Annotated in this window: 21 protein-coding genes; 15 read left to right on the top strand and 6 right to left on the bottom strand. The window is 72.1% G+C overall.

Annotation, left to right across the window (positions count from 1 at the left end; translation table 11 throughout):
• The first annotated feature begins 135 nt into the window (after positions 1 to 135).
• From AC3IYJ_RS07725 to AC3IYJ_RS07690, 8 genes are all read left to right on the top strand, one after another.
• On the top strand, positions 136 to 993 hold the full coding sequence (locus tag AC3IYJ_RS07725; protein ID WP_489400591.1) for a dihydroorotate dehydrogenase electron transfer subunit: 858 nt from the start codon (positions 136 to 138) through the stop codon (positions 991 to 993).
• Positions 990 to 1,976, top strand: coding sequence for a dihydroorotate dehydrogenase (locus AC3IYJ_RS07720; protein WP_489400590.1), 987 nt, complete (start codon positions 990 to 992; stop codon positions 1,974 to 1,976). The genes AC3IYJ_RS07725 and AC3IYJ_RS07720 overlap by 4 nt, the downstream gene beginning before the upstream one ends.
• A 245-nt stretch (positions 1,977 to 2,221) precedes the next feature.
• Entirely contained in the window at positions 2,222 to 2,545 is a 324-nt protein-coding gene (locus AC3IYJ_RS07715) for an integration host factor (RefSeq protein WP_489400589.1), read from the top strand.
• Between the two features lie 61 nt (positions 2,546 to 2,606).
• Positions 2,607 to 3,170: a guanylate kinase gene (gene gmk / locus AC3IYJ_RS07710; RefSeq protein ID WP_384659227.1), complete on the top strand. Its 564-nt coding sequence runs from the start codon at positions 2,607 to 2,609 to the stop codon at positions 3,168 to 3,170.
• Between the two features lie 61 nt (positions 3,171 to 3,231).
• Entirely contained in the window at positions 3,232 to 3,504 is a 273-nt protein-coding gene (gene rpoZ, locus AC3IYJ_RS07705) for a DNA-directed RNA polymerase subunit omega (RefSeq protein ID WP_215032941.1), read from the top strand.
• Between the two features lie 114 nt (positions 3,505 to 3,618).
• Complete coding sequence (gene coaBC, locus AC3IYJ_RS07700; protein WP_489402731.1) at positions 3,619 to 4,845, top strand: bifunctional phosphopantothenoylcysteine decarboxylase/phosphopantothenate--cysteine ligase CoaBC; 1,227 nt, start codon at positions 3,619 to 3,621, stop codon at positions 4,843 to 4,845.
• A 194-nt stretch (positions 4,846 to 5,039) separates the two neighbouring features.
• Entirely contained in the window at positions 5,040 to 6,248 is a 1,209-nt protein-coding gene (gene metK / locus AC3IYJ_RS07695) for a methionine adenosyltransferase (protein WP_489400588.1), read from the top strand.
• A gap of 140 nt (positions 6,249 to 6,388) precedes the next feature.
• Positions 6,389 to 8,515: a primosomal protein N' gene (locus AC3IYJ_RS07690; protein ID WP_489400587.1), complete on the top strand. Its 2,127-nt coding sequence runs from the start codon at positions 6,389 to 6,391 to the stop codon at positions 8,513 to 8,515.
• Positions 8,516 to 8,751: 236 nt separating this feature from the next.
• Here the strand turns inward: AC3IYJ_RS07690 and AC3IYJ_RS07685 are convergent, their stop codons facing one another.
• On the bottom strand, positions 8,752 to 9,279 hold the full coding sequence (locus AC3IYJ_RS07685) for a hypothetical protein (protein ID WP_489400586.1): 528 nt from the start codon (positions 9,277 to 9,279) through the stop codon (positions 8,752 to 8,754).
• Between the two features lie 272 nt (positions 9,280 to 9,551).
• On the opposite strand from AC3IYJ_RS07685, the gene fmt reads away from it, so the two are divergent.
• The 7 genes from fmt (at position 9,552) to AC3IYJ_RS07650 (ending at position 15,312) form a co-directional block, all read left to right on the top strand.
• Positions 9,552 to 10,496, top strand: a complete 945-nt coding sequence (gene fmt / locus AC3IYJ_RS07680) for a methionyl-tRNA formyltransferase (protein ID WP_489400585.1) — start codon at positions 9,552 to 9,554, stop codon at positions 10,494 to 10,496.
• A gap of 71 nt (positions 10,497 to 10,567) precedes the next feature.
• Positions 10,568 to 12,034 (top strand): RsmB/NOP family class I SAM-dependent RNA methyltransferase, encoded by a 1,467-nt coding sequence (locus AC3IYJ_RS07675; protein WP_489400584.1) that lies wholly within the window; start codon positions 10,568 to 10,570, stop codon positions 12,032 to 12,034.
• Between the two features lie 124 nt (positions 12,035 to 12,158).
• Entirely contained in the window at positions 12,159 to 12,845 is a 687-nt protein-coding gene (rpe, locus tag AC3IYJ_RS07670; protein WP_489400583.1) for a ribulose-phosphate 3-epimerase, read from the top strand.
• 124 nt (positions 12,846 to 12,969) lie between these two features.
• Complete coding sequence (locus AC3IYJ_RS07665) at positions 12,970 to 13,983, top strand: sugar-binding transcriptional regulator (RefSeq protein WP_330300812.1); 1,014 nt, start codon at positions 12,970 to 12,972, stop codon at positions 13,981 to 13,983.
• 150 nt (positions 13,984 to 14,133) lie between these two features.
• Complete coding sequence (locus AC3IYJ_RS07660; RefSeq protein WP_112452447.1) at positions 14,134 to 14,358, top strand: hypothetical protein; 225 nt, start codon at positions 14,134 to 14,136, stop codon at positions 14,356 to 14,358.
• 49 nt (positions 14,359 to 14,407) lie between these two features.
• Positions 14,408 to 14,908 carry a guanyl-specific ribonuclease gene (locus AC3IYJ_RS07655; RefSeq protein ID WP_489400582.1) on the top strand — a complete coding sequence of 167 codons (501 nt, stop codon included), beginning with the start codon at positions 14,408 to 14,410 and terminating at the stop codon, positions 14,906 to 14,908.
• Positions 14,905 to 15,312, top strand: a complete 408-nt coding sequence (locus AC3IYJ_RS07650; protein WP_489400581.1) for a barstar family protein — start codon at positions 14,905 to 14,907, stop codon at positions 15,310 to 15,312. Before AC3IYJ_RS07655 ends, AC3IYJ_RS07650 begins: the two co-directional genes overlap by 4 nt.
• A gap of 119 nt (positions 15,313 to 15,431) precedes the next feature.
• Here the strand turns inward: AC3IYJ_RS07650 and AC3IYJ_RS07645 are convergent, their stop codons facing one another.
• From AC3IYJ_RS07645 to AC3IYJ_RS07625, 5 genes are all read right to left on the bottom strand, one after another.
• The gene (locus AC3IYJ_RS07645) at positions 15,432 to 15,911 is read right to left on the bottom strand and encodes a group II truncated hemoglobin (RefSeq protein ID WP_489400580.1); all 480 of its coding nucleotides are present in this window, start codon (positions 15,909 to 15,911) and stop codon (positions 15,432 to 15,434) included.
• A complete protein-coding gene (locus AC3IYJ_RS07640) occupies positions 15,908 to 16,243 on the bottom strand; it encodes a putative quinol monooxygenase (RefSeq protein WP_489400579.1) in 336 nt (111 codons plus the stop codon). The genes AC3IYJ_RS07645 and AC3IYJ_RS07640 overlap by 4 nt, the downstream gene beginning before the upstream one ends.
• A gap of 91 nt (positions 16,244 to 16,334) precedes the next feature.
• A complete protein-coding gene (locus tag AC3IYJ_RS07635; RefSeq protein ID WP_489400578.1) occupies positions 16,335 to 16,832 on the bottom strand; it encodes a hypothetical protein in 498 nt (165 codons plus the stop codon).
• 70 nt (positions 16,833 to 16,902) lie between these two features.
• Complete coding sequence (locus tag AC3IYJ_RS07630; RefSeq protein ID WP_489402730.1) at positions 16,903 to 18,546, bottom strand: FAD-dependent oxidoreductase; 1,644 nt, start codon at positions 18,544 to 18,546, stop codon at positions 16,903 to 16,905.
• Positions 18,547 to 18,665: 119 nt separating this feature from the next.
• The gene (locus tag AC3IYJ_RS07625; RefSeq protein ID WP_489400577.1) at positions 18,666 to 18,938 is read right to left on the bottom strand and encodes a UBP-type zinc finger domain-containing protein; all 273 of its coding nucleotides are present in this window, start codon (positions 18,936 to 18,938) and stop codon (positions 18,666 to 18,668) included.
• Positions 18,939 to 18,987 lie beyond the last annotated feature (49 nt).

Here is an 18,987-nt window from a genome sequence, read left to right as displayed (position 1 = left end):
GCGGCAACCCGCACACGGGCCGGGCCAAGGGCCTACGACCCGGAGGGTCAGGGCTTCGGACCGGTGCCCGGCGGGCAAGGGCAGGGGGAGCATGGGGTGGGGGGACACCCCCTACCCCGGACGGAGCGCCCCCGCGTGCCCCCAGTACAGACCACCGCCACCATCCGGCGGATCACCCCCGTAGGGGCCTACCACCACCTCGTCCTCGACGCCCCCGGGGTGTCAGGGGTCCGCCCCGGCCACTTCGGCGCCCTCGCCATCGGCGGCCCGGACTCCGCGATGCTGCTCCGCCGGGCCTTCTCCGTCCACCGGGCCGACCCCGACGAAGGAACCGTCGAGTTCGTCTTCGCCGAAGCCGGCCGGGGGACCAGGGCTCTGGCCGCGCACCGGCCCGGGGACACCGTCGACCTGATCGCACCCCTGGGGAACCCCTTCCCCCTCCCCGACGGCCCGATCTCCGCGGTCCTGGTGGCCGGAGGCTACGGCAGCGCCCCGATGTTCCGCCTCGCGGAGGAGATCCGCGGCCGCGGCGGCCGGGTCGCCTTCGTGCTCGGCGCGGCCACCGCCGACCGGCTGTTCGGGGTCGAGCGGGCCGAGGCCCTCTCCGAGCACGTGTACGTGGTCACCGACGACGGCTCGGCGGGCCGCGAGGGCCGCGTCACGGATCCGCTCCCCGGGGCCATCGCGGCGATCGGGGCCACCGAGGTCCACTCCTGCGGCCCGATGGGCATGCTCCGGGCCGTCACGCAGATCGCCACCGCCGCCGGCGCGGCCAGTCACACCGCCGTCGAGGAGGTGATGGCCTGCGGGATCGGGATCTGCATGAGCTGCGTCCTGCCCGTCACCGGCCCCGACGGCGTGACCCGTCTCGTTCGCTCCTGCACATCCGGCCCCGTTTTCGACGGCGCCACCGTCCGCTGGGAGCAGGCCGGAACCCTGCCGCCCGATCTCGAGGGCGCCGACGCGATGACCCCGAAGGAGGCCCGGCGATGAGTGCGGTTCAGATGCCCCCGGCGCCGCTGAGGCCCGAGGATGTCGACATGTCGGCACCCCTGGGTGCCCACGTCACCCTCCCGAACCCCGTCTCCACCGCCTCCGGTTGTGCCGGCTACGGCCGCGAGCTGCACCGGTTCACGCCCCTCGGCGAGCTCGGCACCATCACCACCAAGACCGTGATGCCCCACGTCCGCTCCGGCCGCGCCACTCCCAGGACGGCGGAGACCCCCAGCGGGATGCTGAACTCCATCGGCCTCCAGGGCTCCGGCATCGACCACCTGGTCGAGCACGAGCTGCCCTGGCTGGCCGCGCACGGGGCGCGCGTCCTGGTGTCGGTCGCGGGGGAGCACCCGGAGGAGTTCGCGGCGGCCGCGGCCCGGCTGACCGGGCAGCCCGGGGTGGTGGGCATCGAGGCCAACATCTCCTGTCCCAACGTCGCCACCCGCGGGCTCGTCTTCGCCTGCGACCCCGGCGCCTCCTTCGAGGTGGTCGCGGCGGTCAAGGCGGCCGCCGACCCGGCGCTGCCCGTCTACGCGAAGCTGACCCCAGACGTGACGCGCATCACGGACATCGCGGCCGCCTGTACGGAAGCGGGCGCCGACGGGCTCTCGATGATCAACACCGTCCTCGGGATGGCCATCGACACCGACACGATGCGCCCGGCCCTCGCCGGGGTCACCGGAGGGCTCTCCGGCCCCGCGATCCGGCCCGTCGCGGTGCGCTGCGTCCACCAGGTCCACGGGGCGATGCTGGCCGGTGGCGTACGGCGGGTTCCCATCCTCGGCATGGGCGGGATCGCCTCCGGCCGGGACGCGCTCGAATTCGTCCTCGCCGGTGCTTCCGGGGTGGCCGTCGGGACGGCGCTGTTCAACGATCCCTCGTCGCCCCTGCGGATCCGCGACGACCTGCGTTCGGTACTCGCCGCACGCGGAATCGGAGCGTTTGAGGACGCCGTCGGGCGAGCTCATCGCACTGTCTGACGAAAATCGAACGTCTTTCACCGGACAAAACCGGGGTATTTTGTCCGTGATGTACGGTTCAGTGGAGGCTGACCAGGACTTTTCATCCGTTCTCGCTGACTGGAGCGGTCATGGCCGCTAGTCTCCGACCAGAGTGAACGAGCAGCGACCGAGCACCACCGCTGTTCGGGAACTCGCCTGGTGTGATGCCTTCCGGCATCCCACCGGTCCGTATCCGACAGTTCGACATCCGAGGTGACGTAGGCGTGGCTCTTCCGCCCCTTACCCCTGAACAGCGCGCAGCAGCGCTCGAAAAGGCCGCCGCGGCTCGCCGGGAGCGGGCCGAGGTGAAGAATCGACTCAAGCACTCCGGCGCCTCCCTCCAGGACGTGATCAAGAACGGCCAGGAGAATGACGTCATCGGCAAGATGAAGGTCTCCGCACTTCTGGAGTCCCTGCCTGGCGTGGGCAAGGTGCGCGCCAAGCAGATCATGGAGCGTCTTGGCATCTCCGAGTCCCGGCGTGTCCGAGGTCTCGGTTCCAACCAGATCGCCTCTCTGGAGCGTGAGTTCGGCACCCCTGCCGGCTGACGCGTCGCCTGAAGTTCTCCCGGCGTTCTCAGGCAGTCCCGAGAAGCTGGATAATCGCTCTATGGCAGCAGAGGTTCGTCCGCGGCTGACCGTGCTCTCCGGCCCTTCGGGGGTCGGCAAGAGCACGGTCGTCGCGCATATGCGCAAGGTTCACCCCGAGGTCTGGCTCTCGGTGTCGGCCACCACCCGCAAGCCGCGGCCCGGTGAGCGACACGGAGTCCACTACTTCTTCGTCAACGACGACGAGTTCGACAAGCTGATCGCCAATGGCGAGCTGCTGGAGTGGGCCGAGTTCGCGGGCAACCGCTACGGCACACCGCGCGGCGCAGTACTGGAACGCCTGGAGAACGGTGAGCCGGTCCTGCTGGAGATCGATCTCCAGGGCGCACGACTCGTGCGCGAGTCCATGGCCGAGGCGCAGCTGGTCTTCCTGGCGCCTCCGAGCTGGGACGAGCTGGTCCGTCGGCTCACCGGCCGGGGCACCGAATCCCCGGAGGTGGTCGAGCGCCGCCTCGGCGCCGCCAAGATCGAACTGGCTGCCGAGTCCGAGTTCGACACCACCCTGGTCAACACCTCGGTCGAGGACGTGGCGCGCGAGCTGCTAACGTTGATGAATGTCGTTTGATCGCTGGTCGATGTTTTGTCGATCAGCGTTTGATTTTTCACCCATCTTCGGAAGGTAGAGCGTGTCCTCTTCCATTACTGCGCCCGAGGGCATCATCAACCCGCCGATCGACGAGCTGCTCGAGGCTACGGACTCGAAGTACAGCCTCGTGATCTACGCGGCCAAGCGTGCCCGTCAGATCAACGCGTACTACTCTCAGCTCGGCGAGGGCCTGCTTGAGTACGTCGGCCCGCTGGTGGACACCCACGTCCACGAGAAGCCGCTTTCGATCGCGCTGCGCGAGATCAACGCGGGTCTGCTGACCGCCGAGGCCATCGAGGCCCCGGCTCAGTAAGCACGTTTTCCTTTCACCGCAGGCCCGGCAGACCATCTGCCGGGCCTGTGGTGTGTCATAGGTGTCGTAGGCGTACGGGTCTTCGTACGGGGATCAGCCGAAGGGGCGTGTGTGGTGGCGGGTAAGCCGAAGGTCGTACTCGGAGTCAGCGGCGGGATCGCCGCGTACAAGGCCTGCGAGCTGCTGCGCCGGCTGACCGAGTCCGGGCACGACGTGCGCGTGGTGCCCACGGCGGCGTCGCTGAACTTCATCGGCGAGGCGACCTGGGCCGCCCTCTCCGGGAATCCGGCCTCCACCGAGGTCTGGGAGTCCGTCCACGAGGTGCCGCACGTGCGCATCGGGCAGTCCGCCGACCTCGTCGTCGTCGCCCCGGCCACCGCCGACATGCTGGCCAAGGCCGCCCACGGGCTCGCCGACGACCTGCTGACCAATACGCTGCTCACCGCACGCTGTCCGGTGGTGTTCGCACCCGCGATGCACACCGAGATGTGGGAGCACCCCGCCACCCAGGAGAACGTGGCCACGCTGCGCCGGCGCGGGGCCGTGGTCATCGAGCCCGCGGTCGGGCGGCTCACCGGCAAGGACACCGGCAAGGGGCGGCTGCCCGACCCCGAGGAGATCTTCGAGGTCTGCCGGGGAGTGCTGCGGCGCGGTCCGGCGGGTGCGGCCGGGCCCGACCTGGCCGGCCGCCACGTGGTGATCAGCGCGGGCGGCACGCGCGAGCCGCTGGACCCGGTCCGCTTCCTCGGCAACCGCTCGTCCGGCAAGCAGGGCTACGCGCTGGCGCGTACCGCCGTCGCGCGCGGGGCCAGGGTCACCCTGGTCTCCGCCAATGCCGCGCTGGCCGATCCGGCCGGGGTGGACGTCGTACGGGTGGGCACCGCGCTCCAGCTGCGCGAGGCCGTGCTCAAGGCGGCGGCCGACGCCGACGCCGTGGTGATGGCCGCGGCGGTGGCCGACTTCCGGCCCGCCGAGTACGCGAGCGGGAAGATCAAGAAGAAGGACGGGCAGGAGCCCGCCCCGGTCGTCCTGGTCCGCAACCCCGACGTCCTCGCGGAGATCTCGACCGACCGCGCCCGGGACGGCCAGGTCGTCGTGGGCTTCGCGGCGGAGACCGACGACGTGCTTGCGAACGGACGTGCGAAGCTCCTCCGCAAGGGCTGTGATCTCCTCGTCGTGAATGAGGTCGGCGAGACCAAGACCTTCGGTTCCGAGGAGAACGAGGCGGTCATCCTGTCCTCCGATGGGGGAGAGGTGGCTGTCCCCTATGGTCCGAAGGAAGTGCTCGCAGAGGTGATTTGGGACCGGGTCGCCGAGCGCCTCGCTCCCCGACACGCCTGAGCGATGGCCCTTTCCGAGGGCAACTCCGTGCGCAAGAATGGAGTGGCGCAGGTCACACGCCTTCCATTGGGCGAGACGGGTGGTCCTGCGAACGGTGGCGACCGATAAACTGCATCCGGAACGTGATCGGGCGCAGCCCCCGATGTGGTTCCGCCAATGATCAGCCAGCAGCCGCTGCAACCACAGGGAGCGTTGTGTCCCGTCGCCTTTTCACCTCGGAGTCCGTGACCGAGGGTCACCCCGACAAGATCGCTGACCAGATCAGCGACACCATCCTCGACGCGCTCCTCACCGAGGACCCGACCTCGCGCGTGGCGGTGGAGACCCTCATCACCACCGGTCTCGTGCACATTGCCGGCGAGGTGACGACGAAGGCGTACGCGCCTATCGCCCAGCTCGTCCGCGACAAGATCCTCGAGATCGGCTACGACTCCTCGAAGAAGGGCTTCGACGGCGCCTCGTGCGGCGTGTCGGTGTCCATCGGCGCACAGTCCCCGGACATCGCGCAGGGCGTGGACACCGCCTACGAGAAGCGCGTCGAGGGCGACGAGGACGAGCTCGACAAGCAGGGCGCCGGCGACCAGGGCCTGATGTTCGGCTACGCGTGCGACGAGACCCCCGAGCTCATGCCGCTGCCGATCCACATCGCGCACCGCCTCTCCAAGCGGCTGTCCGAGGTCCGCAAGAACGGGACGATCCCCTACCTGCGCCCCGACGGCAAGACCCAGGTCACCATCGAGTACGACGGCGACAAGGCCGTTCGCCTCGACACCGTCGTCGTCTCCTCGCAGCACGCCGCGGACATCGACCTGGACTCGCTGCTCGCCCCCGACATCCGCGAGTTCGTCGTGGAGTACGTGCTGGCGCAGCTCGTCGAGGACGGCATCAAGCTCGACACCGAGGGCTACCGCCTCCTGGTCAACCCGACCGGGCGCTTCGAGATCGGTGGCCCGATGGGCGACGCCGGTCTGACCGGCCGCAAGATCATCATCGACACCTACGGCGGCATGGCCCGCCACGGTGGCGGCGCGTTCTCCGGCAAGGACCCGTCCAAGGTCGACCGTTCCGCCGCGTACGCCATGCGCTGGGTCGCCAAGAACGTCGTCGCCGCCGGGCTCGCCTCGCGCTGCGAGGTCCAGGTCGCCTACGCGATCGGCAAGGCCGAGCCCGTCGGTCTCTTCGTCGAGACCTTCGGCACCCACAAGGTGGACGTGCAGAAGATCGAGGACGCGATCGGCGAGGTCTTCGACCTGCGTCCGGCCGCCATCATCCGTGACCTCGACCTGCTGCGCCCGATCTACGCCCAGACCGCCGCGTACGGCCACTTCGGCCGCGAGCTGCCGGACTTCACCTGGGAGCGCACCGACCGCGTCGACGCCCTGCGCACCGCCGCCGGTCTGTAAGACCTCGTAGGACCCGCACGACTCGTAGGACCCGCTGTGCGCAAGGCCCCGGACCCCGTGGTGGGTCCGGGGCCTTCCGCGTTCCCGCCGCACTCCGCCGGGCGCCGTCGTTGTCGGTGGGGTTTGGTAAGAATGCGGGTGTGAGCAGCACCAATGACGCGGACGGGCAGAGCGGGCCGGGAGGCCCGCCGGAGCAGCTCGCGCTGATCCGGGAGACGATCGCCGAGGCGAAGGCCAAGGCGCCCAAGGCCAAGCCGCGGACCTGGCGCGGGGCCTCCGTCGCCGAGGAGCTGCCCGTCGCCCGGGTCCTGGTGAACAAGGGCGTGCTCCACCTCGACCGGCTCTTCGACTACGCGGTCCCCGCCGAGCTCTCCGAGTCCGCCCAGCCGGGCGTCCGGGTCCGGGTCCGGTTCGGCGCGGGTTCCCACCGGGTGCACGGCGGCCGCCGCGAAGGCGGCGGTCTCATCGACGGGTTCATCGTCGAGCGGCGCGCCGAGTCCGACTACAACGGCGCGCTCGCCGCCCTCGCCCAGGTGGTCTCCTCCGAGGTGGTCCTGGGCCCCCGGATGCTCGCGCTCGCCCGCGCCGTCGCCGACCGGTACGCCGGTAGCCTCGCCGATGTGCTCCAGCTCGCGCTGCCCGCGCGCAGCGCCCGCGCCGAAGCCAAGCCGTCCCCCGAGCCGCTGCCCCCGCCCGCCGCGCCCGAACCGGCCGGCTGGGAGCGGTACGGGGCCGGCCCCGGCTTCCTGCGGGCCCTGGCCGCGGGCTCCGCCCCGCGCGCGGTGTGGACCGCCCTGCCCGGCCCCGGCTGGGCCGACGAGCTGGCCCGCGCCATGGCCGCCACCCTCGCCTCCGGCCGCGGCGCCCTCGCCGTGGTCCCCGACGGGCGCGCCGCCGCCCGGGTCGACGCCGCCCTGACCGCCCTCCTCGGCGAGGGACGGCACGCGCTGCTGACCGCCGAGTCGGGGCCCGAGAAGCGCTACCGCCAGTGGCTCGCCGTCAGCCGGGGCTCGGTGCGGGCCGTCGTGGGCACCCGGGCCGCCATGTTCGCGCCCGTGCGCGACCTCGGGCTCGTGGCCGTCTGGGACGACGGGGACTCCAGCCACAGCGACGACCACGCCCCCTTCCCGCACGTGCGGGAGGTGCTGGAGCTGCGCGCGGTCACCGACGGCTGCGCCTTCCTCGTGGGCAGCACCAGCTGCACCGTGGAGGCCGCCCAGCTCGTCGAGTCCGGCTGGGCCCGGCCGCTGGTCGCCGACCGCGAGACCGTACGGACGTACGCGCCCCGCATCCGGACCGTCGGCGACGAACTGCTGGCCCGCGACGGTGCGGCGCGGGCCGCGCGGCTGCCGAGCCTGGCGTGGGAGACCGTACGGGAGGGCCTCAAGACCGGGCCCGTACTGGTCCAGGTGCCCCGGCGCGGCTACGTGCCGCGGCTGGCCTGCGAGCGGTGCCGCACCCCGGCCCGCTGCACGGTGTGTGCGGGACCGCTGGAGGCCCCCGACGAGCGGGACCTGCACTGCGGCTGGTGCGGGCGCCAGGAGACCTCCTGGCACTGCGAGGAGTGCGGGTCGTTCCGGCTGCGGGCCCAGGTGGTCGGCGCCCGGCGCACCGCCGAGGAACTGGGGCGGGCCTTCCCGGCCGTGCCCGTACGGACCTCCGGGCGCGACCACGTCCTCGACGAGGTCCCGGACCGGCCCGCGCTGGTCGTCTGCACGCCCGGCGCCGAACCGGTCGCCACGGGCGCCGGGTACGCGGCCGCGCTGCTGCTGGACGGCTGGGCCATGCTCACCCGGCCCGACCTGAGGGCGAGCGAGGAGGCGCTGCGGCGCTGGATCGCCGCGGCCTCGCTGGTACGGGGGGACGGGCAGGTCGTGGTGGTCGCCGAGCCGACGCTGCGGCCGGTCCAGGCGCTCGTGCGGTGGGACCCCGTCGGGCACGCGGTACGGGAGCTCGCGGAGCGGGCCCAGCTGGGCTTCCCGCCGGTCTCGCGGATGGCGGCGGTGGCGGCGGGCAGCGCGGAGGCCGTCGAAGCCTTCCTGGCGGGGGCGGCGCTGCCGCCGGACGCGGAGGTGCTGGGACCGGTGCCGGTGCCTGGGCGGCGGGGTGAGGCCGGGGCGGGGGAGCGGGCGCTGGTCCGGGTGCCGCCGGGCAGTGGTGCGGCGTTGGCGGCTTCCCTGAAGGCGGCCCAGGCGGCCCGGATGGCCCGGGGCGCCCCTGCGTCCGAGGCGGTCCGGATCCGGATCGACCCCCTGGACATCGGCTAGAGCCTGGTTGGCGGGGCCGCGCCTGGCGGGTGGGTGGGCCCTGCGGGGCAGTCCCCGACCCATCCCCCAGACTCCGTCCGGGGGACCCCCAGTTCCACCGTTCCCCGGGCAGCGGGCCCGAGGGTGCGGGTGGGCTCGGGCCCTCCGGGCGTGACGACGCCCCCGGCGGGGCGACCGGGTGGGTCGCTCCGCCGGGGGCGGTTTCCGTCGGGGGTCGGCGTCCCGGCGGCGGTGGATCAGCCGTTGCGGGGGCCGGGGAACGCCCCGGTGCGGGCCGCGGTCGCCTCCTCGCGGGCCGGCTGCGGCGGGACCGAGCGGGCCGCCGGAATCGTGGGCAGCGGACCCAGGGTCCGCGTCGTCGTACCCTCGGCCAGCGGCTCGCGCTCGCGCTCGCGCTCGACGGGCTCGGCGCTCTGCGCCCGCCGGGCACCGTAACGCCGGTGCACCGCCTGCTTGGTGACCCCGAGCGCCGAGCCCACCGCGTCCCAGGAGAAGCCGAGCGAGCGGTCGAAGTCCACCGCGGCGGTGACCAGCGTCTCGACGCTGTCCCGCAGTTCTTGTGCGAGGCGGACGGTGGGCGCGGGAGCCCGGCCGTAGACGACGAAGCCCGTGGAGGGGCCCGAGCGGCGCGGGCGGTAGACGTTGCCGAGCTGGGCGGTGAGCGTACGCAGAGCATCCACCTGCCGGCGAACCCGCTCGATGTCCCGCACCAGGAGGTGCAAGCTGGCCCGTGCTTGGGCGTCGTGGGTGGCGTGGTCGGCCATGAAGAAGCCTCTCGAACCGGTGCTGAAGAGCGGATCGGGCCGCAGACACCGTTCTGTTTCGCGGCCCGTTTCGGTCAATCTCTCTTGACCAACGCGCCACCCGGCGGCCAGGTCACGCTATGGGGGCGTGTCGGCATATGCGAGGAGCGCGCGTGTGTGCGTACGCCCCCTCGCGGAGCCCGCGCAGCGGGGGCGGCGCGCAGGTGGGACGGTGGGCGCGCAGACCATAGACTGGTGCGCTGCTGACAGCCGAGATAGCGAGGTAGACCCCAGTGAAGCTCGTCTTCGCAGGCACCCCCGAGGTCGCCGTGCCCGCCCTGGACGCCTTGATCGCCTCCGGGCGCCACGAGGTCGCCGCCGTCGTCACCCGGCCCGACGCACCGGCCGGCCGCGGCCGCCGCCTCGTCGCCAGCCCCGTCGCCGAGCGCGCCGAGGAAGCCGGCATCGAGGTGCTCAAGCCCGCCCGGCCGCGCGACCCGGACTTCCAGGCCCGGCTGCGCGAGATCGACCCGGACTGCTGCCCGGTCGTCGCGTACGGCGCGCTGATCCCCAAGAGTGCCCTGGACATCCCCAGGCACGGCTGGGTCAACCTGCACTTCTCCCTGCTTCCCGCCTGGCGCGGCGCCGCGCCCGTCCAGCAGTCGATCATGGCGGGGGACCAGGTCACCGGTGCCTCCACCTTCCGGATCGAGGAGGGGCTGGACACCGGCCCGGTCTTCGGGATCCTCACCGAGGAGATCCGGCCCACCGACACCAGCGGCGACCTGTTGACCCGCCTCGCCTTCGCCGGGTCCGGTCTGCTGGTGGCGACCATGGACGGCATCGAGGACGGCACCCTGCGGGCCGTGGAGCAGCCGGCCGACGGGATCTCGCTCGCGCCGAAGATCACCGTCGAGGACGCGCGGGTCGACTGGACGGCGCCCGCGATGCGCGCCGACCGTCTGGTGCGCGGCTGCACCCCGGCGCCGGGCGCCTGGACGGTCTTCCGGGGCGAGCGGCTGAAGCTGATCTCGGTCGGCCTGGTCACCGACCGCACGGACCTGAAGCCCGGGGACCTGGGCGTGGCCAAGAACAACGTCTACGTCGGCACCGGCTCGCACGCCGTGGAGCTGCTGTGGGTGCAGCCCCAGGGCAAGAAGCCGATGAAGGCCGCCGACTGGGCGCGCGGGGTGCGGATCGCTCCCGGTGAGCGGCTGGGCGGGTCGGACGTAGGCTGATTCGTGTCACCGCAGTAGTCGTCTCTTCGTTTCATCCCCAAAGCGTTACGTAACCCCGGAGCACCTTTCACGTGAGCGAACAGCCTCCTCGCCGACCGGCCGCCACCAAGGCCAACGGCAAGCCCGCCAAGCCCTACCGCCGGCCCCAGAAGGACCCCGTCCGGATGCTGGCCTTCGAGGTGCTGCGGGCGGTGGACGAGCGCGACGCGTACGCGAACCTCGTGCTGCCGCCGCTGCTGAAGAAGGCCCGCAAGGACGAGACCTTCCAGGCACGGGACGCGGCGCTGGCCACGGAGCTGGTGTACGGGACGCTGCGCCGCCAGGGCACCTACGACGCGGTCATCAAGGCCTGCATCGACCGGCCGCTGCGCGAGGTGGACCCGCCGGTCCTGGACGTGCTCTCGCTCGGCGCGCACCAGCTGCTCGGCACCCGCATCCCCACGCACGCGGCGGTGTCCGCGAGCGTGGAGCTGGCGCGGGTGGTGCTCGGGGACGGGCGCGCGAAATTCGTGAACGCGGTGCTCCGCAAGATCGCCGCGCACGACCTGGACGGCTGGCTGGAGAAGGTCGCGCCGCCGTACGAGGACGACGCCGAGGAGCACCTCGCGGTCTACCACTCGCACCCCAGGTGGGTGGTCACCGCGCTGTGGGACTCGCTGGGCGGCGGGCGGGCCGGCATCGAGGACCTGCTGGAGGCCGACAACGAGCGGCCCGAGGTGACGCTGGTGGCACGCCCCGGGCGGTCCACCCAGGAGGAGCTGCTGGAGGCCGTCGGCGAGGACTCGGCGCTGCCGGGCCGCTGGTCCCCGTATGCGGTCCGGATGGCCGAGGGCGGCGAGCCGGGTGCGCTGGAGGCCGTGCGCGAGGGACGCGCCGGTGTCCAGGACGAGGGCAGCCAGCTGGTGGCGATGGCCCTGGCGGCCGTCCCGGTCGAGGGCCGCGACGAGCGCTGGCTCGACGGCTGCGCGGGCCCCGGTGGCAAGGCGGCCCTGCTGGCGGCACTGGCCGCCCAGCGCGGGGCCTTCCTGCTGGCCTCCGAGAAGCAGCCGCACCGGGCCCGGCTCGTCGAGCGGGCACTGGCCGGAAACCCCGGCCCGTACCAGGTCATCACGGCGGACGGGACGCGCCCGCCGTGGCTGCCGGGCTCCTTCGACCGGGTCCTGATGGACGTCCCCTGCTCCGGCCTGGGCGCGCTGCGCCGCCGCCCGGAGGCGCGGTGGCGCCGTCGGCCCGAGGACCTGGAGAGTTTCGCGCCGCTCCAGCGCGGCCTGCTGCGCGAGGCCCTCTCGGCCGTCCGCGTGGGCGGGGTCGTTGGCTACGCGACGTGCTCGCCGCACCTGGCGGAGACCCGGGTGGTCGTGGAGGACGTACTGAAGGGGCGCGGCGCGGGCATGTCCCCGGTGTCCGCTGAACTGATCGACGCGCGGCCGTACATGCAGGAGGTGCCCGCGCTGGGCGACGGGCCCGACGTGCAGCTCTGGCCGCACCTGCACGGGACGGACGCGATGTACCTGGCGCTCATCAGGCGCACGGGGTAGTCGAGGGGCGTGAGCGCGGCGGGGCGGGGGCCGGGACGGGGCAGCGGGGGCGGCCGGATCCCGCTCTCCCGCCGACTTCCGGGGTAGTGGCCGGAAGCCGCCTGCGGCATGGCACGCTTGGGGCATGGCCGTTCAGATCAATCCCAGCATCTTGTCCGCCGACTTCGCCCGGCTCGCAGAGGAGGCGAAGGCCGTCCAGGGGGCCGACTGGTTGCATGTCGACGTCATGGACAACCACTTCGTCCCGAACCTCACCCTCGGCATGCCGATCGTGGAGTCGCTGAGCCGCGCCACGGACATCCCGCTGGACCTGCACCTGATGATCGAGGACCCCGACCGTTGGGCCCCGCAGTACATCGAGGCCGGCGCCGGCTCCGTGACCTTCCACGCCGAGGCGGCGGCCGCGCCCGTGCGGCTCGCGCGCGAGATCCGGGCCAAGGGGGCGCGGGCGTCCATGGCACTGAAGCCCGCGACGCCCATCGAGCAGTACGAGGACATTCTTCCCGAGCTCGACATGGTGCTGATCATGACGGTCGAGCCCGGCTTCGGCGGACAGCCGTTTCTGGACATCATGCTGCCCAAGATCCGCCGCACCCGCGAGCTGATCTCCAGGCACGGCCTGGAGGTGTGGCTCCAGGTCGACGGCGGGGTCTCGGCCTCGACCATCGAGCGGTGTGCGGAGGCCGGCGCGGACGTGTTCGTCGCAGGCAGCGCGGTCTACGGGGCGGTCGATCCGGCGGCCGCCGTACGCACGCTGCGCGAGCAGGCGGGCGTGGCGATCGCCGCGGCGCCCTGGGCTTGCGACCACTGAGACAAGGCTTGGTGAACAGCTCGGTGAACGGGAGCTGTCCAGGCTGATCAACGGCCGTCGGATCTGACAGGATGAACGGCGAGTCGAGAGTGTGAACAGCAGTGAGGAGAACGCGGTGTCTGCAATGTCGGCGGGACGGTCAGCCCTGCGGATGGGACCCGCGGAGCTGGTGCAGGCGGCGGCCATGGCGCGCCGCTTCTACCTGGAGGGGAAGTCCAAGATCCAGATCGCCGAGGAGTTCGGCGTGAGCCGCTTCAAGGTGGCCCGGGTCCTGGAGACCGCTCTGGAGCGCGACCTCGTACGCATCGAGATCCGGGTGCCGGCCGAGCTGGACGCGGAGCGCTCCGACGCGCTGCGCGCGCGGTACGGCCTGCGCCACGCGGTCGTGGTCGAGTCCCCGGCCGATGCCACCGAGGACGCTCCGGACCCGGAGAACCTGGGTGCGGTGGCCGCCGATCTGCTGGGCGAGCTCGTCAACGAGGGCGATGTACTGGGCCTCGCGTGGGGGCGCTCGACCATCCACATGGCCGCCTCCCTGCACCGGCTGCCCCCCTGCACCGTCGTCCAGCTCACCGGCGTGTACGACGCCGGGACGGCCGAGCGCGGGTCCGTGGAGGCCGTGCGCAGGGCCGCGCAGGTCTCCGGCGGGGACGCGCACCCCATCTACGCCCCGATGCTGCTGCCCGACCCGGCAACCGCGGCCGCCCTGCGCAACCAGACGGGGATCGCGCGCGCCTTCGAGTACTTCGACAAGGTCACCGTCGCCGCCGTCTCGATCGGTTCCTGGGAGCCGGGGATCTCGACCGTCCACGACATGCTGAGCGACGAGGAGCGGGCGCACTACGCCTCGCTGGGGGTGGCCGCCGAGATGTCGGCCCACCTGTTCGACTCGGAGGGCCGCCGGGTCGGCCGGGACCTCGGAGAGCGCTGCATCACGGTGGAGGCCGACCGGCTGCGCCGGATCCCCGAGGTCGTGGCCATCGCCGGCGGGCTGCGCAAGGCCTCCGCGATCGGTGCCGTGCTGCGGTCGGGACTCGTGACGAGCCTGGTCACCGACACCGCCGTGGCGGACTACCTGCTGACGGAATCGCAGCCCGGTCTGCGTCCCGCGCTGGAGCGGGCCGACCCCGACGAGTGACCCCCGGCGAACGTAGGGCCGGATTGGTCCGATTGTTCGGATCAATGGCGGTCAAACGCGGACGCGGGATGTTCGCTGATGCGGATGGTGCCGTAATTGAGATCCGAACGGCGGACCGTTCGACCGCCTGCTGGGCGCATACTGGGTGCAATGACAAAGTCAGCAGTACCTCGCCGCCATTTGCCGTCCAGCCCGTTCAAGGCCCCCGTGGAAGCGCCGCTCAGGCACTTCAGCGTCGGCGACCGGGTTACTCACGACGAGCACGGCCTCGGCCGTGTCGTCGCAGTAGAGGAGGGGATCGCTGTCCTCGTCGAATTCGGGCCGGAGGTCCGGAAACGAATCCTGAGTCCCTACACCAAGATGGCCGCTCTCTGAAGCCAGCTCGCGATTCGCGGGAGAATCGGATATTTGGCACGATCGGTGCATGATCTTTCGGAACGTGCCCCGATCGTTGCTGCGTGTGCTGGGAGCTGTGCTCCTCTGCGCGGCACTGGTCGGTGCGGTGGGCTGCAGCGGGAAGAAGACCGCGCCTACCGCCGCCGCCAGTACGAGTGCCAGTAGCAGCGCCGGTAGCAGTGCCAGTACCGGTGTCGAAGCGGTCCCGAATGGCTCAGCCGCGCCGACCGCCGCGCCCGGATGGGCGAAGGGGATGGCTACGGTACGCGCTGCCGCGCTGCCGCAGGAGGCACGTGACGTGCTCGCGCTGATCGACAAGGGCGGGCCGTACCAGTACCGGCAGGACGGCACGGTCTTCGGGAACTTCGAGAAGGTCCTGCCCCAGAAGAAGCGTGGCTACTACCACGAGTTCACCGTGAAGACCCCCGGTGAGCGGGATCGCGGGGCCCGGCGGATCGTGACCGGTGAGGGCGGGGAGTTCTTCTACACGGACGACCACTACAAGACCTTCAAGGCGGTTCTCCGATGACCCTGGACCCGCAGCAGCCCCTGGCCCCCGCCGTCGCCGCCGCCGAGGAGGCGGGGTGGGCGGTGCTGAGGCTGGACCTGGACGGGGTACGGAGCAAGGCCGAGCTCATGCGGCGGTGCGGTGAGGTACTGGCGCTGCCGGAGTGGTTCGGCGGGAACTGGGACGCGCTGGCGGACTGCCTGATCGATCTCTCCTGGCTGCCGGGGGCACCGGGGCGGCTGCTGGCCGTGACCTCGTGGGGCGGCTACGCGGCGTCCCGGCCGGGGGACTGGGCGACCTTCGAGGACGTCCTGGAGCAGGCCGTGGACTTCTGGCGGGATTCGACCGAGGGCACGCTGACCGTGCTGCTGGCGGCGCCCGAGCCCAAGCCCAGGCCAAAGCCGGGTCCGCCGCCCAAGCGCTGAGACCGGAGCGCGGAAGCCCGAGCGGAAGCCCGAGCACGAGGCCCGAGCACGAGGCCCGAGCGCGGAGGCCCGGGCGCCGAAAGGCGTGAGGCAGGGGCGGGGCCCCCGCCTCACGGCGGTCAGCTCTTCGGGATCCAGGGTGGTGTCTGCCCCCAGGACCAGACCGGGATGTCGGCCGCGTCCACGGGTGGCGGGTTGGGGCCCGAGTAGATCAGGGCCATCCGGGTGCCCCACTCGATGTAGTAGGCGAACACCGCGCGGAACTCCGGATCGGTGGGCAGCCCCACCTCGTCGGCCGTGTCCATCAGCAGGTCCACCCAGCGGCGGCGCTGCTGTTCGGTGATGCCGCGGCCCAGGTGCTTGGTGGCCATGTGCTGGTGGCCGCCGTGGGCCGCGGTGTACTCCTTCGGGCCGCCGAAGACCTCCGACAGCCAGACCGCGACGTGCCGGGGGTGTCCCGAGTCCATGCCGGCGAAGACCGGGGCCAGGATCTCGTCCTGCAGGGCGTGTGCGTAGAAGACGTCCGTGAGGCGGTTCATCGCCTCCTCCCCGCCCATCCACTCGTAGATGGTGGGCGTGGTGCCGGGTGTGGTGCTCATGAGAGGTCGGCGGCCTTTCCGGGTCCGACGACCTCGGTGACGAGGTAGTGCTGCATTTCCTCGATGGCCGTCACGTACGGGCGGATCGCGCTGAAGAAGGCCGGGAAGTGCTCGCCCTTGCGGAATCCGTTGAGGTGCGCGTCGACCGAGGTCCAGCGGATGCGCAGGATGTAGTGCTCCCGGTCGTTCTCCTCCTCGCAGCGCGCCAGTTCGTAGTCGATGCACTCCGGCGAGGCGGCCAGGGCCTCGGCGGCCCTGACGTACGCGCTCTCGAAGGCGGGCTGGTCGTCCAATGCGATCCGGTAGCGGATGTATTCGACGGTGGTGGTCATGGTGCGTGCCTCTCCCTGCGGTCGGGCGTTGATCGCCGCTGCTCCGGGTCAGCGTGGCGTGATCATGCGCGGATGCGGAGTCCTTTGCGCGTTATGGCGCAGACTTCTGGGAGTCGGTGACGTCCGGGCCCTCGGCGCGGACCTGCTGGACCCGGGCCAGGGACTCGCGGAGCTCGGTGAGCCAGGGGTCGGTGTTGCGCCCGACCAGGCGGACGCACCAGGCCAGGGCGTCGGCGCGGCTGCGGGCGACCCCGCCCGCGACCAGGGTGTCGAGCACCTGGCGTTCGGACTGGCGCAGCCGGGTCATCACCGGGACCGCGAGGTGGGTGAAGACCGTCTTGTCCTCGCCCGACTGGACGGCCCAGGCGACCTTGCGGCGGTAGAGCTCCTCCGCCTCCCGGGCCACTTCGATGCGCTGGTCGCGGGTGCGTTCGCGGAAGGCCGCGACGGATTCGGCCGCCGGGACGGTGCCGAGGACGGTGATCTCCTCCCGGTCCACCGTGACCGAGAGGAGGGACTCGTAGATGTCCACCGGCAGGCGCTCGGCGAACCAGGCGCGAAGCTGTTCGTTCTGCTCGGATGTAATCATGTAATCAACGTTGCGTCCGGTGCCGTCTTGATCGCAAGGGGTCCGGCGCGGTGTCCGGCGGTGTTCGCTCTCAGCCCATCGAGCGGTAGCGGTGGATCAGCGAGACCGCCATGGCTCCCTCGCCGACGCCCGAGGCGACCCGCTTGACCGAGTGGGCCCGTACGTCGCCCGCCGCGAAGACCCCGGGGACGCTGGTTTCGAGGGGGTACGGGGCGCGCTCCAGGCTCCACTCCTGCGGTAGTTCGCCGCCGTTCGAGATGAGGTCGGAGCCGGTGAGGACGAAGCCGAACCCGTCGCGCTCCACCACCCCGGCCAGCCAGTCCGTGTGCGGGCGGGCGCCGATGAAGGTGAACATGAACCGGGCCGGGACCTCCCGGTCCTCGCCGGTGTCCGCGTGGTGCAGGGTCAGGCGTTCGAGGTGGTCCTCGCCGTCGAGGCGCACGACCGTGGTGCGGACCTTCACCTCGATGTTCGGGGTGCGCTCGATCTCGTCGATGAGGTACCGGGACATGCTCGCGTCCAGGGACCCGGCGCGCACCAGGATCGTCACCCGGGCCGCGTACTTCGCGAAGTGCACCGCCGCCTGGCCGGCCGAGTTGGCGCCGCCGACGATGAACACGTGCTGCGAGATGCACGCCGAGCTCTCGGTCGTCGCCGCGCCGTAGTACAGCCCGGCGCCCTCGAAGCGGTCCGCGCCGGGGGCGTCCAGGCGGTTGTACGAGACCCCGGTCGCCAGGAGCACCGTCTCGGCGCTGATCTCCGTGCCGTCGGCGAGGGTGAGGATCTTCGCCGGGTCGTCGCGGGTGAGGGACACCACCTCCACCGGGTGCAGGATCTCGGCGCCGAAGCGGGCCGCCTGGATGGTGGCGCGGCGGGTCAGGTCGCCGCCGGAGAGGCCGGAGGGGAAGCCGAGGTAGTTCTCGATCAGGCTGGAGGTGCCGGCCTGGCCGCCCGGGGCGCGGGAGTCCAGCATCAGGGTGGACAGTCCCTCGGACGCCGAGTAGACGCCGGCCGCGAGGCCCGCCGGGCCCGCCCCGACGATCACGCACTCGTAGTGCGGGCGGGAGGCGGTGGTGGCCAGGCCGAGGCGCTGGGCGAGCTGGGTGTCGCTCGGTGCGGAGAGCACCGAGCCGTCGGGGAAGCGGACCAGCGGGAGCGCCGCGTCGGCCTGGGCGGCGGCGATCACGGTGAGCGCCTCCGGGTCCCGCTCCACGTTGAGGAAGCGGAAGGGCTGGCCGTTGCGGGTGAAGAAGTCCCGCACGGCGTGGGTGCCGGGGGAGACCAGGTGGCCCGCGACGATGATCCCGTCGTACGCCGGGCGGTAGGTGGCCAGCCAGTCCGAGAGCAGGTCGTCCAGGACGGGGAAGAGCCGCTCGTGCGGCGGGTCCCAGGGTTTGAGCAGGTAGTAGTCCAGGCGGACCCGGTTGATGGCGGTGATGGCCGCGTCCGTCTCGGCGTACGCCGTCAGCAGGACCCGGCGGGCGTCCGGGAAGCGGGAGACGGCTTCGAGGAGGAACTCGACGCCGGTGACGTCGGGCATCCGCTGGTCCACGAGGAAGAGCGCCGGGTCGTGGCCGCGTTCGTCGAGGGAGTCCAGGATCTTGAGGGCGTCGGCGGCGGAGGAGGCGCCGAGGACCCGGTAGCGGTCGCCGTACGCGCTGCGCAGATCGCGGCGGACAGCCCGCAGGACCTGCGGGTCGTCGTCCACGGCCAGGATGACGGGCTTGCGGTTCTCCGCGCGCTGGGCGGCGGCCGCGGCCGCCGGGGCCGTGGTGACCGGGGCACCCGCGGCCGGGGCCGGGGTGGCGGGGGTGGCGTTCTCCGGGGCCGCGCTCACGCCGCGTCCAGCATGAGCTTGTCGGCGTAGCACCAGGCCCAGTCCTCGCCGGGCTCGTGGGAGGCCGCGATGGGGTGGGCGGTGGTCCCGTAGTGCCGGGTGGCGTGACGGTTCTTCGAGGAATCGCAGCAGCCCACGTGCCCGCAGCTGAGGCACATCCGCAGATGCACCCAGGTGTCGCCGGAGACGAGGCACTCCTCGCAGCCCTCGGTGCCGGGTTTCACCGGACGTATCTGATCGATGTGTGTGCACAGCAGATCCACCGTCATCGTCCCCGTCCCTCTCTCGCGCTCTCGCGCTTCGCGCCCGTGATTGCAG

It is taken from the genome of Streptomyces sp. GL_140 (genome assembly GCF_057834465.1).
The sequence above is the reverse complement of the archived record's forward strand: the minus strand, read 5'-3'. Positions and strand labels throughout refer to the sequence as shown.

What these genes read in the sequence shown, in the direction of transcription:
- AC3IYJ_RS07665 (WP_330300812.1), top strand. Translation starts at nt 12,970, where the DNA reads ATGTCGGCGGGACGGTCAGCCCTGCGGATGGGACCCGCGGAGCTGGTG.
- rpe (WP_489400583.1), top strand. Translation starts at nt 12,159, where the DNA reads ATGGCCGTTCAGATCAATCCCAGCATCTTGTCCGCCGACTTCGCCCGG.
- AC3IYJ_RS07685 (WP_489400586.1), bottom strand. Translation starts at nt 9,279, where the DNA reads ATGGCCGACCACGCCACCCACGACGCCCAAGCACGGGCCAGCTTGCAC.
- AC3IYJ_RS07650 (WP_489400581.1), top strand. Translation starts at nt 14,905, where the DNA reads ATGACCCTGGACCCGCAGCAGCCCCTGGCCCCCGCCGTCGCCGCCGCC.
- AC3IYJ_RS07625 (WP_489400577.1), bottom strand. Translation starts at nt 18,938, where the DNA reads ATGACGGTGGATCTGCTGTGCACACACATCGATCAGATACGTCCGGTG.
- AC3IYJ_RS07655 (WP_489400582.1), top strand. Translation starts at nt 14,408, where the DNA reads ATGATCTTTCGGAACGTGCCCCGATCGTTGCTGCGTGTGCTGGGAGCT.
- AC3IYJ_RS07640 (WP_489400579.1), bottom strand. Translation starts at nt 16,243, where the DNA reads ATGACCACCACCGTCGAATACATCCGCTACCGGATCGCATTGGACGAC.
- AC3IYJ_RS07635 (WP_489400578.1), bottom strand. Translation starts at nt 16,832, where the DNA reads ATGATTACATCCGAGCAGAACGAACAGCTTCGCGCCTGGTTCGCCGAG.
- AC3IYJ_RS07660 (WP_112452447.1), top strand. Translation starts at nt 14,134, where the DNA reads ATGACAAAGTCAGCAGTACCTCGCCGCCATTTGCCGTCCAGCCCGTTC.
- gmk (WP_384659227.1), top strand. Translation starts at nt 2,607, where the DNA reads ATGGCAGCAGAGGTTCGTCCGCGGCTGACCGTGCTCTCCGGCCCTTCG.
- AC3IYJ_RS07645 (WP_489400580.1), bottom strand. Translation starts at nt 15,911, where the DNA reads ATGAGCACCACACCCGGCACCACGCCCACCATCTACGAGTGGATGGGC.
- AC3IYJ_RS07720 (WP_489400590.1), top strand. Translation starts at nt 990, where the DNA reads ATGAGTGCGGTTCAGATGCCCCCGGCGCCGCTGAGGCCCGAGGATGTC.